Origin of the sequence: Cronobacter sakazakii, assembly GCF_000982825.1 — a bacterium.
In the GTDB taxonomy this organism is placed as follows: domain Bacteria; phylum Pseudomonadota; class Gammaproteobacteria; order Enterobacterales; family Enterobacteriaceae; genus Cronobacter; species Cronobacter sakazakii.
The window spans coordinates 4179105-4192765 of record NZ_CP011047.1 but is presented as its reverse complement, the minus strand read 5'-3'; the positions used below and the strand labels follow the sequence as shown (position 1 = coordinate 4192765).

The window sequence follows — 13661 nt, the reverse complement described above, 5'->3', positions numbered from 1 at the left end:
GAGTTTTATCATGGATAAATTCGCAACGCTCAGCGTGCACAGCGGCACGCATCACGATCAGCATGGCGCGGTGATGCCGCCGATTTACGCCACCTCCACCTACGCGCAGCCCGCGCCCGGCGAGCATACCGGTTATGAATATTCGCGCAGCGGCAACCCGACGCGCCACGCGCTCGAGCGCGCCATCGCGGAGCTTGAAGCGGGCAGCCAGGGATTCGCGTTTGCCTCCGGACTGGCGGCCATTTCCACGGTGCTGGAGCTGCTCGACAAAGAGAGCCATATCGTGGCGGTGGACGATGTCTATGGCGGCACGTACCGGCTGCTGGAAAATGTGCGTAAGCGCACCGCCGGGCTGACCGTTTCCTGGGTGAAGCCAGACGATCTCGCGGCGCTGGAGGCGGCGATCCGCCCGGAAACCCGGATGATCTGGGTCGAGACGCCGACCAATCCGCTGCTGAAACTGGCGGATCTCGAAGCGATTGCCGGGCTGGCGCGCAGGCGCGGGCTGATAAGCGTCGCGGATAATACGTTCGCCTCGCCCGCCATTCACCGCCCGCTGACGCTCGGGTTTGATATCGTCGTGCATTCAGCCACCAAATACCTGAACGGCCACTCCGACGTGGTGGCGGGGCTGGCGGTGGTGGGCGATAACCCTGCACTGGCGCAGCAGCTGGCCTATCTGCAGAACGCCGTCGGCGGCGTGCTCGACCCGTTCAGCAGCTTTCTGACGCTGCGCGGCATTCGCACACTGGCGCTGCGTATGGAGCGCCACAGCGCCAGTGCGCTAAAGATTGCGCAGCGGCTGGCGCAGCATCCGCAGGTGGAAAAAGTGTTTTTCCCGTGGCTGGAAAGCCACCCGCAGTATGCGCTGGCGCGCCGTCAGATGGCGCTGGCGGGCGGTATGATTTCCATCGTGGTGCGCGGCGATGACCAGCGCGCTGCGCAGGTGATTAAAAAGCTGCGGCTCTTTACGCTTGCCGAGAGTCTCGGCGGCGTGGAGAGCCTGGTGAGCCAGCCGTTCAGTATGACGCACGCCTCGATTCCGCTTGAACAGCGGCTGGCGAACGGGATTACGCCGCAGTTGATCCGGTTGTCGGTCGGGATTGAAGACGCGGAGGATTTGCTCGCGGATCTCGAGCAGGCGCTGGAGGCGTAATGCTGGACTGGCGGGTGCGCTGCGCTTACCCGCCCTACGATAATTCTGCCTTATGCCCGGCGGGCATGAGCGACGGTGAATGGTAGGGTGGGTAAGCGCAGCGCACCCACCATTCAAACACCCATCACACTCCGTAAAAAGGTGAATGGTAGGGTGGGTAAGCGCAGCGCACCCACCAGTAAACCACCCGCCACACCCAATAAAAAAGCACCCCGCAGGGTGCTTTTCTTATCGCAAATGCGCCTGCGCCCAGGCGATGCCGCTTGCGTATTCCGGTGGCAGCAACGGCGAGAGCGCTTCCAGCGTGGCGTCAATCAGCGTCGCCTCGGCATCGCTCAGATTGAGATGCCCGACTTTACGGCCTTCACGCACCTCTTTGTCATACCAGTGCAGATGCACCAGCGGCAGCTTCAGCCAGTCGTAATTCAGATCGGTGCCAATCAGATTCACCATCACCGACGGGCCGCTCACTACCGGCTGCGGCAGCGGCAGATTGGTGACGGCGCGCAGGTGCAGCTCAAACTGGCTGATGGACGCGCCGTTCTGCGTCCAGTGACCGCTGTTATGCACGCGCGGCGCAAGCTCGTTAATCAGCAGCCCTTGCGGCGTCACGAAACACTCCATTGCCATCACGCCCACATAATTCAGCTCGTCCATAATCGCGCGCAGCATCGCTTCGGCCTGCTTCTGCTGCGTGGCGTTCGCCTGCGGGAAGGCCACGCTGGTGCGCAGAATGCCGTCCTGATGCAGGTTGTGGGTCAGCGGATAAAAGACCGCGCTGCCGTCACGCGCCCGCGCGCCCACCAGCGACACCTCGCCGGTAAAGTTAATGCCCCGCTCGACGATGCACTCGCCGTAACATTCAGCGGGCAGCGTCTCCGTCTCGTTTTCGCGAAGCCGCCACTGGCCGCGGCCGTCGTAGCCGCCGGTGCGGCGCTTGACGATAGCCAGCTCACCGAGGCTCTCAAAAATCTGCGGCCATTCGTCGCTGCTTGCCAGCAGCTGCCACGGCGCGGTGGGGAGATTGAGCTTATCGAGCAGCTGTTTCTGGGTGAAACGGTCGGCGATAAGCGGGAAAACATCGCGGTTAACGAACGCGTTGTGGCGCGCCAGCTCGCGGGTCAGGGCGGTTTCCGGCCAGCGTTCAATTTCCGCCGTGATAACGCTCTGTGCGAACGGCACCGCCTGCGGATCGGCGTCGAGCCCTACCGGCCAGACGCGAATGCCAAGCGGTTCGCCCGCCTGGCGCAGCATTCTGCCAAGCTGGCCGTTACCCAGCACGCATACCTGCTTCATGCCTCACCCCGCGGGTCCGGATTCTCCAGCACTTCCTCGGTCTGTTTCTGACGCCACTTTTCAAGACGCGCCAGCAGCGCGCTGTCGTGCTGCGCCAGGATCTGGGCGGCCAGCAGAGCCGCGTTCGCCGCGCCCGCTTTACCGATAGCCAGCGTGCCGACCGGAATGCCGCGCGGCATCTGCACGATAGAGTAGAGGCTGTCCAGCCCGCTTAACGCCGCGCTTTGTACCGGCACACCCAGCACCGGCACCAGCGTTTTCGCGGCAATCATGCCCGGCAGATGCGCCGCGCCGCCTGCGCCCGCGATGATCACCTGAAACCCGTTCTCCTGCGCGCGCTCGGCGAAGCTGAAGAGTTTATCGGGCGTGCGGTGCGCGGAGACCACTTCAACGTGGTGAGGGACATCCAGAGCATCGAGAATTTCTGCGGCAAACTGCATGGTGGCCCAGTCGCTTCTGGAACCCATTACGATGGCGATACGCGCCGGGGTGTGGCTGGAAGACATACGTCTCAAAACTCCTGTGGTCAGGCGGCAAAATCAACGGGGTCGCCGTTACGAGGGCCTTGAGAATATCACGGAAAACCGGCAAGGAAAACGGTTGCGTAGGCGCGAGCGCGGCAAAAAGTACCGCGCAGATCAGAACGGAAACGCTACCAGTTCCACGTCGTCGGGGGTGACTTTGATCATTGAGCCTTCGCTGTGCCAGGCACCTAACACCACGCGGTGCGCGGGCTTGCCGTTCGCCTCAAGCGTGTGGACGGCAGGGCGGTGGGTGTGACCGTGAATGAGCCACTGTACCTGCTGGCGTTCCATGGTATCGACCACTGCCTGCGGGTTGACATCCATGATGGCGAGATCTTTCTGGCTGTTAGAGGCTTTACTGCCGGCGCGCATGCGGGCGGCGATGCGGCGGCGCAGTCGCAGGGGTAATGCGAGGAAAAGGGTTTGCAGCCACGGCTTATGCACTTTGGCGCGAAACGCCTGATAACCGGCATCGTCGGTGCACAGCGTGTCGCCATGCATAATCAGCACGCGTCTGCCGTAGAGATCCAGCACCTGCTCTTCAGGCAACAATTGCATACCGCTTTCGCGGGCGAAGCGACGGCCAAGCAGGAAATCGCGGTTGCCGTGGATGAAATAGCAGGGGACGCCGGATTGTACGAGCGCGCGCAGCGCGGCAGCTATCTCACGGTGCAGCGGTTCCGGGTCGTCATCGCCAATCCAGGCCTCAAAGAGATCGCCCAGAATGTAAAGGGCGTCCGCTTCACGCGCGGTACCGGCTAAAAAACGCAGAAAACCGGCGGTAATCGCCGGTTCTTCTGAGCACAGATGAAGATCTGCAATAAAGAGCGTCGCCACGAATTACTCGCTGACGGTTACGCGCTCGATGATCACGTCTTCTTTCGGCACATCCTGATGCATGCCGCTGCGGCCGGTGGAAACGCCTTTGATTTTATCAACCACGTCCATACCTTCGACCACTTCTGCGAACACGCAGTAGCCCCAACCCTGCAGGCTTTCGCCGCTGAAGTTCAGGAAGTCGTTATCCACCACGTTGATGAAGAACTGGGCCGTCGCGGAGTGCGGCGCCTGGGTGCGCGCCATGGCCAGCGTACCGCGGGTGTTCTTCAGACCGTTGTTGGCTTCGTTTTTGATAGGATCTTTAGTGCTTTTCTGTTTCATGCCCGGCTCAAAACCGCCGCCCTGAATCATAAAGCCGTTGATTACACGATGGAAAATGGTGTTGTCGTAGAAACCTTCGCGGCAATAGTCCAGAAAGTTTTTTACCGTTTCCGGCGCTTTGTCATCGAACGTCTTGATTACGATGTCGCCGTGATTGGTGTGAAAAGTAACCATGTCTGCATCCTGTTTTGTTTCAGTGGTGCTTCGGCTTCCGAAAGAAGCCACAGTAGGAGGCTGTTATAGCATAACTCACCGCTTGCTTCACCTTGCAAAGTGGGGTGCTTGCGCTTTCAATTATGGGTAATATAGGGGTTTTATCTGCTTACCACACACTGACACGGAAACTTCTGATGTTAAAAATCTTCAATACCATGAGTCGCCAGAAAGAGGAATTTAAGCCTATCCATGCCGGGGAAGTCGGCATGTATGTGTGTGGTATTACCGTTTACGACCTCTGTCACATCGGTCATGGCCGTACGTTCATCGCGTTTGACGTTGTTGCGCGCTACCTGCGTTTTCTCGGCTATAAGCTGAAATATGTGCGCAACATTACCGATATTGACGACAAAATTATTAAACGCGCGAACGAGAACGGCGAAGATTTCGTGGCGCTGGTGGACCGTATGGTCGCTGAGATGCACAAAGATTTCGATGCGCTGAATATTCTGCGCCCGGACAGCGAGCCGCGCGCGACGCAGCACATCCCGGAAATTATTGAAATCGTTGAGCAGTTGATCGCACGCGGCCATGCGTATGTCGCGGGTAATGGCGATGTCATGTTCGCGGTGGAGAGCGACGCGGATTACGGCAAGCTTTCGCGTCAGGATCTGGAGCAGCTCCAGGCGGGCGCGCGCGTGGAAGTGGCCGACAGCAAACGTAACCCGATGGATTTCGTGCTGTGGAAGATGTCCAAGCCGGGCGAGCCGAGCTGGCCGTCACCGTGGGGCGACGGGCGTCCAGGCTGGCATATCGAGTGCTCCGCGATGAACTGCAAGCAGCTTGGCAGCCATTTCGATATTCACGGCGGCGGTTCGGATCTGATGTTCCCGCACCATGAAAACGAAATCGCCCAGTCCACCTGCGCGCACGACGGCGAGTATGTGAATTACTGGATGCACTCCGGCATGGTGATGGTCGATCGCGAGAAGATGTCCAAATCGCTCGGCAATTTCTTTACCGTGCGTGACGTGCTGCAGCACTACGACGCCGAGACTGTGCGCTACTTCCTGATGTCCGGCCATTACCGCAGCCAGCTGAACTACAGCGAAGAGAACTTGAAGCAGGCGCGCGCCTCGCTTGAGCGTCTCTACACCGCGCTGCGCGGCACCGACGCCAGCGCGACCGCCGCAGGCGGCGAGGCGTTCGAAGCGCGTTTTGTCGAGGCGATGAACGACGATTTCAACACGCCGGAAGCGTATTCCGTGCTGTTCGATATGGCGCGCGAAGTGAACCGCCTGAAAGCGGAAGACAGCAGCGCGGCGAACCAGTTAGCCGCGCATCTGCGTAAGCTTGCCGCCGTGCTGGGCCTGCTGGAGCAGGCGCCGGAGCAGTTCCTGCAATCCGGTGCGCAGGCCAACGACGATGAAGTGGCGGAGATCGAAGCGCTGATCGTTAAGCGTCTTGAAGCACGTAAAGCGAAAGACTGGGCGGCAGCGGACGCCGCGCGCGATCGTTTAAACGAGATGGGCATTATTCTGGAAGATGGCCCACAGGGCACGACCTGGCGACGTAAATAAGAAAAAGCGGCGAAAGCCGCTTTTTTTTATGGCTGTGGTTTAAGTGGTTGCGGTAGTTTCGGCAGGTGCGCTGCGCTTACCTGCCCTACGAAACGATGCGACATCCGTTGTAGGGTGGGTAAGCGAAGCGCTCCCACCACGGAAGAAAGCGCAAAACATGTAGGGTGGGTAAGCGAAGCGCACCCACCACAAAAGCAAACGCGCGCCCACCGTCATCCATCACGCCGATCCGCGCGCAATCAACTGGCCCGAAAGCGTGATCCGCTGCGCAGGCAAGTCTGGTTCGCGGATAAGCCGCACGATCAACCCCGCCGCCTGATGCCCGGTCTCTTCACTGGCGGAAGAGACATAGGTAAACGAAGGCGACGTCAGATTCACGTGCATCATGTCCTCAAAGCCAATCAACGACACCTGCTGCGTCAGGAACACATCTTTTCCCACCGTGCGGCCCACCTGATGAATCGCTTCCAGGCAGCCGATAATCGCGTGCGGCGAATGGCACAGCAGGGCGGTGATTTTGTTATTCGCCTCAAGAAGCTGGCGCACCGTCTGGCTCACCGCCAGCGTCTCCTCGGCGCAGGCGGGCGCGAACTCATCACGCCACGGCAAGCCGTATTGCGACAGCGCCGCGCGGTAGCCGAAAAGCCGCTCCTCACGGATTAAACACCCCGCCGTACCGCCGATATAGGCGATATTACGGTGGCCGCGCTCAATCAGATAACGCGTGGCGAGCCCGCCCGCCTGGCGGTTATCGCGTACCACGCTGTTGCGCTTTTCTTCTACTGGCGACTGCGACACCACCACCAGCGGCAGCGTGCTCTGCACGACCGGCGCGGGCAGCGCGCGGTGGCGGGAATCCGCGGTGAGATAAACCACCCCCGCCACGCCCTGGCGGGTAAAGGAGACAAAACAGCTCTCAAGCCGGCTCGTGTCGCGCCCCGGCTGGGTGAGGAACACCATGAAACCCTGCGCTTCCAGCGCCTGCACCAGGCTTGCCGTCACGCGGGTCGAAAAAGGGTCGTTCAGATCCTCAACGACCAGGCCAATCAGGTTCGAGGTTTTACCGCGCAGGTTAGCGGCCGCGACGTTATGCACGTAGCCCAGCGCCTCAATGGCGGCATGCACCTTTTCGATGGTCGCGGCAGAGATTTTTCCCTTCTCGCGCAGCACCAGCGAGACCGTCGAGACCGAAACGCCCGCCTGGCGCGCCACATCGATAATGCTGACCTTTTTCATCTGCCCTGATTTATCCTTTTATCGCTGATGTCGCGGGCCTGACGTGAGGCCCGCGCAGGCACTGCTATTTCCCCGTCATGCCTGACAGACTTTGCGCGATGAACTGCGCGCGCGCCCCGAAAATCACCTGAATACCGTTATCGCCCACAAACACCACGCCGCGCGCGCCAAGCCCGTTCAGCCCGTCTTTATCAACGAGATCCGGTCGCGCCACTTCCAGACGCAGGCGCGTAATACAGGCGCCGACGCTGGTGATGTTCTCTTTACCACCCAGCAGGCCCACAATATTGCCCGCCAGTTCCGCATCGGTTTTATCATCCGCACTGGCGGTGACATCCACGCGGCCCGGCGTTTTCACATCAAAACGGCGGATAACAAAGCGGAAGGTGAAGTAGTAAATAATCGCCATCGGAATGCCGACGATAACCGCGTTCAGATAGTGCGTCTGATAGCCGTTAAAAGAGGGCAGAATGCCGAACGAAATATAGTCGATAAGCCCGGCGGAGAACGATTTGGCAATATGCGCGTCCAGTAAATACATGGACATATACGCAAGCCCCGCCATGATGGCGTTAAATACATACAACACCGGCGCGACAAAAATAAAGGTAAATTCAACCGGCTCCGTGATCCCCGTCAGAAAACAGGTCAGCGCGGCGGAGAAAAGAATACCGGAGGCGATTTTCTTATTCTTCGTACTGGCTTCGTGATACATCGCGAGACACGCCGCCGGCAGCGCGAACAGCATCAGCGGGAACTCGCCCTGCATAAACTTACCGGCGTTCTGGTAGGTATTACTGCTGAAGCTTTTCACGCCTTCTTCCAGCATTTTGAACCAGATGGTCTGATCGCCGTGGATAACCTGGCCGCTCTGGGTGGTGTAATCGCCAAACGAATACCAGAACGACGGATACCAGATATGGTGCAGGCCCAGCGGGATCAGCGCGCGCTCTACCAGCCCGAAGATAAACGTCGAGGCCGCCTGGTTATCACCGTTAACAATAACCGACAGCGCGTCGATGCCCGCCTGAATATGCTGCCAGACATACGGCAGCGCCAGCCCAAGCAGGAAGGAAAGAAACGCCGCGGCGATCGCCACAAACCGTTTGCCGGAGAAGAACCCCAGGAACTCCGGCAGTTGCAGCGTGTGGAAGCGGTTATAACACCATGCGGCGAGAATGCCTGAAATCAGCCCGCCGAACACGCCCATCTGCAGCGTGGGAATGCCGACCACCATGGCGTATTTGCCGCCGCTCGCCGCCATTTCCTGCGTGATGCCAAGCTGCGTGCTGATGGTGATGTTAATGATAAAGACCGAGACCGCCGCCGAGAGCGCCGCGATGCCGGATTCCGACGCCAGACCGACGGCGGAGCCGATGGCGAACAGCAGCGGCAGGTTATCGAAAATAACCCCGCCCGCGTTCATCATCAGCGGCAGATGGAACTTATCGCCAAACGCCAGCAGCAGACCGGCGGCGGGCAGCAGCGAAATAGGCAGCATCAGCGCGCGGCCTATCATCGACAATTTTGACAGCGATTTAACGAAACCTGTTATCAGACTCATACCGATCCCCCGATTGGAACAGCCGGACTTTTTGTGCCCTGTTTTATAGTAGGTAGAACGTTCTAGTAGAACGTTCTACCTATCGTCTGTTAATTATTTTTTCGTCGCAATTAAAATTTAATTTCGTATTAGACAAAATTGTGATTCTTAGAAGTCTGTCAGGAAAAACCTTACGTCATAAGGGGAATTAATATTGCGGTCTACTATTATTGGGGGCCGCGATTAAGGGGAAATCAGGAAATTAAATGAATAACATGCTGGATAATCTGGATAAATTTGTCTCGTTGCTTTTTAAGTTGAGCCTGGCGGCAGGCGCGATGGTGCTTTTTAGCTATTGCGCTTCAATTGGTTATGTACCGGAAAATCTCACGGCAGGCGATGGGATATATTTTTCACTCCTGGCGGTCGCATTCGGATTTATGTTGCTTATGACCTCGCTCCTTTTAGGCGCGCCTGGCTTGATTCTGTGGCGTTTGCTCCTTTGGGGAGGGGTCTTATGGCTTCGTCACTTAAGACGGCAACAGCGCAAGCGCGGGCCTGGCATGCCTGTTCGCTACAAAAACCGATTGCGACGTAAAAAACAGCCTTACAGAGAAGATGATTACCTGTCAAAAGGCTTCCCGCGCCTGAGCCGCTTATGGTACGGGTTTGCTTGTCTCGGCCTGATATATGCTTATCTTATTGGTCGTAAGAGCTGGCTCGATCTATTGTATGTTGCGGCTACCTCTATTCTGTGCGGTTTATTTATTTCCTTGTGGCTTGCAACGCTTCAGACTTATCTGCGGGAAAGCAAACGCAACCCCGTGCCACGACGTCAGCTCCGTCAGCGGCGGTTTCTCTGGATTGCACCATTAGTAATGATGATTGCGGCAGTGGTTAACGGACGGATGCTTACTCGCGTGACCGAAGGCTCTTTGCTTATGATTAATTTCCGCCAGGTAAATACGGTGGTTCATATAAAGAAACCCTGGACAGACATGCTGGCGGCACAGGGTATTACCGGCTCAGCGAGCCCGGTTGGCAGTGAGTATCGTCGGTACGCGCCGGTAACCATTAAATTTTCCGTGCCTGGAAAAGACAAATTGCTGGAGTGGGAAGTGGAAGGTCGTCAGTTCGACTTGCAAGTGCCTTCCAGTGATGTGCTGGTTGACGGCAAATGGCATTGTGAAGAAGGGAAAATCTGTAATTAGAACTGCAAAACGGCGGGAAACCCGCCGTTTTTATGATATTCACGCCGTGACCGTGACGCTCTGACCGTCGAAGCTGACGGTTTGTCCGGCGACGATTTTGCAGCGCTTGCGGGTTTCCACCGCGCCGTCGACGGTCACCAGACCTTCGGAAATCACGATTTTCGCCTGCGCGCCGCTTTCGCTCCAGCCTTCGAGCTTCAGCAGGTCGCACAGTTCGACGTGAGGGTGTTTACCTAAAGAAAATGTTGCCATGTTATGCCTCCTCGCCGTCATGGTATTCAACGCACGCCTGCAGCGTGTTCTCAATAAGCGTGGCGACCGTCATCGGGCCAACGCCGCCCGGCACAGGCGTAATGTAGCTGGCGCGCTTGGCCGCCTCTTCAAACACCACGTCGCCGACCACTTTGCCGTTTTCCAGACGGTTGATGCCGACATCAATCACGATGGCACCTTCTTTGATCCACTCGCCCGGAATAAAGCCCGGCTTGCCGACCGCGACGATCAGCAAATCGGCATTTTCGACATGCTGACGCAGATTTTTGGTGAAGCGGTGGGTCACTGTGGTGGTGCAACCCGCCAGTAATAGCTCCATGCTCATCGGGCGGCCGACGATATTGGACGCGCCGATCACCACGGCATTCAGGCCATAAGTGTCGATGTTGTAACGCTCAAGCAGCGTGACGATACCGCGCGGCGTACACGGGCGCAGACGCGGCGCGCGCTGGCACAGGCGGCCAACGTTATACGGATGGAAGCCGTCCACGTCTTTATCCGGCGCGATGCGCTCCAGCACCTTCACGTTATCGATACCGGCCGGCAGCGGCAGCTGAACCAGAATGCCGTCAATCGCGGCGTCGGCGTTCAGCTCGTCAATCAGCGCCAGCAGCTCAGCTTCGCTGGTGGTTTCCGGCAGATCGTAAGAGCGGGACACAAAGCCCACTTCCTCACAAGCCTTACGTTTGCTGCCGACATAAATCTGCGATGCCGGGTTCGCGCCAACGAGCACAACCGCAAGCCCGGGAGCGCGTTTTCCGGCCGCCACGCGCGCTTTCACTTTTTCGGCAACTTCAAGCCGCACCTGCTGCGCAATCGTTTTACCGTCAATAATCTTTGCTGCCATCAGAGAGAAGATTCCGTCTGTAATCAAAAGAAGAGGGGATGAGGATATTCTGTCAGAAGCGCGCCGTGCTGTCAGTTTTCGTTTATGTCTTTCGCTCAATTGTCCAGCAGGCGGTTCGAAAGCCATTGACTCACTTGGTACTGACCGTATAATTCCAGGCGTTTCACACTGCTACCGGCAGAGAAAACGTGAAACGCCTCTTCACGAGGCGCCCTTAGCTCAGCTGGATAGAGCAACGGCCTTCTAAGCCGTGGGTCGCAGGTTCGAGTCCTGCAGGGCGCGCCATGATTATTCAATCACCTACTCTTTACTGTTTGCCTCCTTTTTTTCCATGTGGGACACATTTGGGACGATAGCGTCAAAAGTGGCTTTCATTTCCACGCGTGTGCGCAAAGAGCGTTTGGTTATGGCGCGGCAGGTGACAGAACCGCTGTTACGCTCTCAAACCAGCCCGTCGACTGGTTTGATCTCTTTCCTCGTTAGATCCAGACATCGTTCTCTGCGGTGCGCGCTCCTCCTTCGTGCCCGGTATTGAGCACCCCGCAGGGTTCGATCATCATCATTTTTACCGCCGCCTCAGCAGAGGTTTTATGCTCGATGCCTTTGGGTACAACGTACATTTCACCCGGGCCGACGAACACGTGGCCGTCCCGAAAATCAATCCGTAATACGCCTTCAATTACAATAAATGCTTCGTCGGTTTCAGGATGCGAATGCCATATAAAGTCGCCTTCGATTTTCACTACCTTGAACTGGTAGTCATTCATTTGGGCGATGACTTTCGGCTGCCAGTACGTATTGAAGAGAGAAAATTTCTGTTCAAGATTAATGGGATAATACATTGTCATGCTCCCTGTGGTTGAGAACATCGAGGATAGAGTAAGGCTACAGCAATGGTCTTGAACGATCGTGCAACTTAGCGCTGGCTGTTTTGTATAAATTTTTGCCAGCGTCCCGGCGAGAGACCAAACGTTTTAATAAACTGGCGAGTCATATGGCTTTGATCGGAAAACCCGGCTTCCGTCGCGGCTTCAGCCAGCGTCAACCCTGCCTGAATCTTCCGCCGACAATATTCAAGGCGGCGCATCGTCACATATCGATAAGGACTCGTGCCATAAAGCGCCCGAAAATCCCGGCTCAGGCTCCAGCGATCTTTGCCACTGACGGCGGATAACGTCTCCAGCGTAATATTCTGGGTAAATTCTGTTTGAATATATTCGCGTGCGCTTTCCGCAGAACGGTAATCCACCAGACACCGGCGAAAACGCTGCCCTCCAATACTCGCCATCGTCCGGGCAAGATCATAGAGCGCATCCTCTTCTTCCAGTGCATCAAAAGATTCTTCAGGGGCTTTTAACAGAGGTTCCGTCGCCGCATAAAGCCGGGGATCGGATGAGATCCCACCTGGAATAAAGGGCAAGGGTTTTCCGCCGAGGATTTTCTGAATTAACGCAGGATCGATATACAACATCCGATACTGAAAGCCTTCGGTTGTCCCCGCTTCGCCATCATGAATTTCGTCCGGATGTAAGACCATCGTCCCACCAGGCAGGCTGTGCTTTTTACCGTCCCGATAATGAAAGCGCTGCACGCCGGATAATGTTCTGCCGATGGCGTAGGTATCATGCCGATGTGGTTCATAGCCATGTCCACTGAAATAGGCTTCAATGCGTTCTATTTTTCCCGGCGTTTGTGCGAGTTTGACCCAGTCTTTATTCTCTTTTTCGCCAGGCATAGGTAACCTTATTTTCACCGGGAATGGATATTTACCATAAACGGATGAGAGGTATTTTTGAAAGAATTAAATAAGCCGCAAGAAGATAAATCATCAGCAAGCCGAGTTGAATGCAGCGTACGCGTTAAATACACTGGTCTTTACTCTGCTCCGGCATGGCCTGAAAGAAAAACCAGCCTTTGAGATATCATCACCTCGCTCAGTTAATCCTTAATGGATAACATTGCGTCCAGTTGTAGTTAACCCTCGCTGATATCAATTCGCCGGTGACATCGCCGAAATCTATGTCCTGACGCTTAAGAAAAAATTGACGTAGCGTGGCGGGCAAAAACGCGGCGTTATAGCGCAGAAGCGTGCTGTGCCAGAATGGCGCGGGTAACGCGCTGCCGTGATGACGCTGCAGTAACTCATTTTTCCAGTCACTCTCCAGCACCTTTTCGCAGAATGACTGACGCAGGGCTATCGCCGGGTTTTCAGGAATGCCCGCCAGCAGTAACTGACCGGGCAGCGCCACTAACCGAAGATTTCGGATAATAATTTTTTTCGCATCAAACGGAGGCCAGATTGTGGTCAGTTGCTCCACTTTCGCGGGCAATGGCTCGTTTACGTGATAAAGCGGTAACGTCAGAGGTAAAAAAGTAAAATGAAAACCGTGGGCAGGCAGAATATCGGCAAGCGGATCCTCCTGATTGCGTTGTTTCAGTTCGTTCATCAGACGTGAAACCTTCACGGGTACGGGCGGTTGTATGCCGGTGGCAAGCGCAAGCTTTAGCGGATCGTAGTAGTTTTCTTTTCTGACTTCCCCGATGCCTGCGTTTTTCGCCCAGATAGCGAGAGTCTTCTCGTTCGCAGCGCGGTACATCTCTTGCAGACTGACTGTTTTCATGGCTGACCTTATAGCATGGGGGTTAGTACAGAGTATTCATTATGAAAGGTATTGCTA

General features: G+C 56.5%; 14 protein-coding genes and 1 tRNA gene. 4 read left to right on the top strand and 11 right to left on the bottom strand.

The features are described from left to right. The first annotated feature begins 10 nt into the window (after positions 1-10). Complete coding sequence (locus CSK29544_RS19930) at positions 11-1156, top strand: trans-sulfuration enzyme family protein (RefSeq protein ID WP_007891967.1); 1146 nt, start codon at positions 11-13, stop codon at positions 1154-1156. Positions 1157-1384: 228 nt separating this feature from the next. Here the strand turns inward: CSK29544_RS19930 and purK are convergent, their stop codons facing one another. The 4 genes from purK to ppiB all read right to left on the bottom strand — a co-directional run bounded on the left by purK (position 1385) and on the right by ppiB (position 4311). Further along, a complete protein-coding gene (gene purK / locus CSK29544_RS19925) occupies positions 1385-2452 on the bottom strand; it encodes a 5-(carboxyamino)imidazole ribonucleotide synthase (protein ID WP_007891969.1) in 1068 nt (355 codons plus the stop codon). Continuing rightward, on the bottom strand, positions 2449-2958 hold the full coding sequence (purE, locus tag CSK29544_RS19920; RefSeq protein WP_007891970.1) for a 5-(carboxyamino)imidazole ribonucleotide mutase: 510 nt from the start codon (positions 2956-2958) through the stop codon (positions 2449-2451). Before purE ends, purK begins: the two co-directional genes overlap by 4 nt. Before the next feature lie 132 nt (positions 2959-3090). Beyond that, positions 3091-3813 carry a UDP-2,3-diacylglucosamine diphosphatase gene (gene lpxH, locus CSK29544_RS19915; RefSeq protein ID WP_007891971.1) on the bottom strand — a complete coding sequence of 241 codons (723 nt, stop codon included), beginning with the start codon at positions 3811-3813 and terminating at the stop codon, positions 3091-3093. A 3-nt stretch (positions 3814-3816) separates the two neighbouring features. Beyond that, on the bottom strand, positions 3817-4311 hold the full coding sequence (ppiB, locus tag CSK29544_RS19910; RefSeq protein ID WP_004387145.1) for a peptidylprolyl isomerase B: 495 nt from the start codon (positions 4309-4311) through the stop codon (positions 3817-3819). A gap of 176 nt (positions 4312-4487) precedes the next feature. On the opposite strand from ppiB, the gene cysS reads away from it, so the two are divergent. Next, positions 4488-5873: a cysteine--tRNA ligase gene (gene cysS, locus CSK29544_RS19905; protein WP_004387144.1), complete on the top strand. Its 1386-nt coding sequence runs from the start codon at positions 4488-4490 to the stop codon at positions 5871-5873. A gap of 219 nt (positions 5874-6092) precedes the next feature. Here the strand turns inward: cysS and malI are convergent, their stop codons facing one another. After that, on the bottom strand, positions 6093-7109 hold the full coding sequence (malI, locus tag CSK29544_RS19900; protein WP_029039167.1) for a Mal regulon transcriptional regulator MalI: 1017 nt from the start codon (positions 7107-7109) through the stop codon (positions 6093-6095). A gap of 64 nt (positions 7110-7173) precedes the next feature. Then, positions 7174-8673, bottom strand: coding sequence for a PTS transporter subunit EIIC (locus CSK29544_RS19895; protein ID WP_007894745.1), 1500 nt, complete (start codon positions 8671-8673; stop codon positions 7174-7176). Between the two features lie 245 nt (positions 8674-8918). Between CSK29544_RS19895 and CSK29544_RS19890 the strand changes: the two genes are divergently transcribed. After that, the gene (locus CSK29544_RS19890; protein WP_007894748.1) at positions 8919-9863 is read left to right on the top strand and encodes a hypothetical protein; all 945 of its coding nucleotides are present in this window, start codon (positions 8919-8921) and stop codon (positions 9861-9863) included. Positions 9864-9902: 39 nt separating this feature from the next. Here CSK29544_RS19890 and ybcJ read toward each other — a convergent pair whose 3' ends face one another. Together ybcJ and folD are read right to left on the bottom strand one after the other, a co-directional pair. Continuing rightward, positions 9903-10115 (bottom strand): ribosome-associated protein YbcJ, encoded by a 213-nt coding sequence (gene ybcJ / locus CSK29544_RS19885; RefSeq protein WP_004387141.1) that lies wholly within the window; start codon positions 10113-10115, stop codon positions 9903-9905. A 1-nt stretch (position 10116) separates the two neighbouring features. Further along, on the bottom strand, positions 10117-10983 hold the full coding sequence (gene folD, locus CSK29544_RS19880; RefSeq protein ID WP_007865396.1) for a bifunctional methylenetetrahydrofolate dehydrogenase/methenyltetrahydrofolate cyclohydrolase FolD: 867 nt from the start codon (positions 10981-10983) through the stop codon (positions 10117-10119). 208 nt (positions 10984-11191) lie between these two features. Here folD and CSK29544_RS19875 point away from each other — a divergent pair. Further along, positions 11192-11268 (top strand) — tRNA-Arg (locus CSK29544_RS19875). A gap of 194 nt (positions 11269-11462) precedes the next feature. On the opposite strand, the gene CSK29544_RS19870 is transcribed toward CSK29544_RS19875, so the two are convergent. From CSK29544_RS19870 to CSK29544_RS19860, 3 genes are all read right to left on the bottom strand, one after another. Continuing rightward, positions 11463-11825, bottom strand: a complete 363-nt coding sequence (locus tag CSK29544_RS19870) for a cupin domain-containing protein (protein WP_007894755.1) — start codon at positions 11823-11825, stop codon at positions 11463-11465. Between the two features lie 74 nt (positions 11826-11899). Continuing rightward, positions 11900-12718: an AraC family transcriptional regulator gene (locus tag CSK29544_RS19865; protein WP_007865403.1), complete on the bottom strand. Its 819-nt coding sequence runs from the start codon at positions 12716-12718 to the stop codon at positions 11900-11902. 199 nt (positions 12719-12917) lie between these two features. Continuing rightward, positions 12918-13604, bottom strand: a complete 687-nt coding sequence (locus CSK29544_RS19860) for a hypothetical protein (RefSeq protein ID WP_029039168.1) — start codon at positions 13602-13604, stop codon at positions 12918-12920. Positions 13605-13661 lie beyond the last annotated feature (57 nt).

Excerpts from the sequence above, each read along its gene's own strand:
- CSK29544_RS19930 (WP_007891967.1), top strand. The coding sequence starts at position 11 with ATGGATAAATTCGCAACGCTCAGCGTGCACAGCGGCACGCATCACGAT.
- purK (WP_007891969.1), bottom strand. The coding sequence starts at position 2,452 with ATGAAGCAGGTATGCGTGCTGGGTAACGGCCAGCTTGGCAGAATGCTG.
- purE (WP_007891970.1), bottom strand. The coding sequence starts at position 2,958 with ATGTCTTCCAGCCACACCCCGGCGCGTATCGCCATCGTAATGGGTTCC.
- ppiB (WP_004387145.1), bottom strand. The coding sequence starts at position 4,311 with ATGGTTACTTTTCACACCAATCACGGCGACATCGTAATCAAGACGTTC.
- cysS (WP_004387144.1), top strand. The coding sequence starts at position 4,488 with ATGTTAAAAATCTTCAATACCATGAGTCGCCAGAAAGAGGAATTTAAG.
- malI (WP_029039167.1), bottom strand. The coding sequence starts at position 7,109 with ATGAAAAAGGTCAGCATTATCGATGTGGCGCGCCAGGCGGGCGTTTCG.
- CSK29544_RS19895 (WP_007894745.1), bottom strand. The coding sequence starts at position 8,673 with ATGAGTCTGATAACAGGTTTCGTTAAATCGCTGTCAAAATTGTCGATG.
- CSK29544_RS19890 (WP_007894748.1), top strand. The coding sequence starts at position 8,919 with ATGAATAACATGCTGGATAATCTGGATAAATTTGTCTCGTTGCTTTTT.
- ybcJ (WP_004387141.1), bottom strand. The coding sequence starts at position 10,115 with ATGGCAACATTTTCTTTAGGTAAACACCCTCACGTCGAACTGTGCGAC.
- folD (WP_007865396.1), bottom strand. The coding sequence starts at position 10,983 with ATGGCAGCAAAGATTATTGACGGTAAAACGATTGCGCAGCAGGTGCGG.
- CSK29544_RS19870 (WP_007894755.1), bottom strand. The coding sequence starts at position 11,825 with ATGTATTATCCCATTAATCTTGAACAGAAATTTTCTCTCTTCAATACG.
- CSK29544_RS19865 (WP_007865403.1), bottom strand. The coding sequence starts at position 12,718 with ATGCCTGGCGAAAAAGAGAATAAAGACTGGGTCAAACTCGCACAAACG.
- CSK29544_RS19860 (WP_029039168.1), bottom strand. The coding sequence starts at position 13,604 with ATGAAAACAGTCAGTCTGCAAGAGATGTACCGCGCTGCGAACGAGAAG.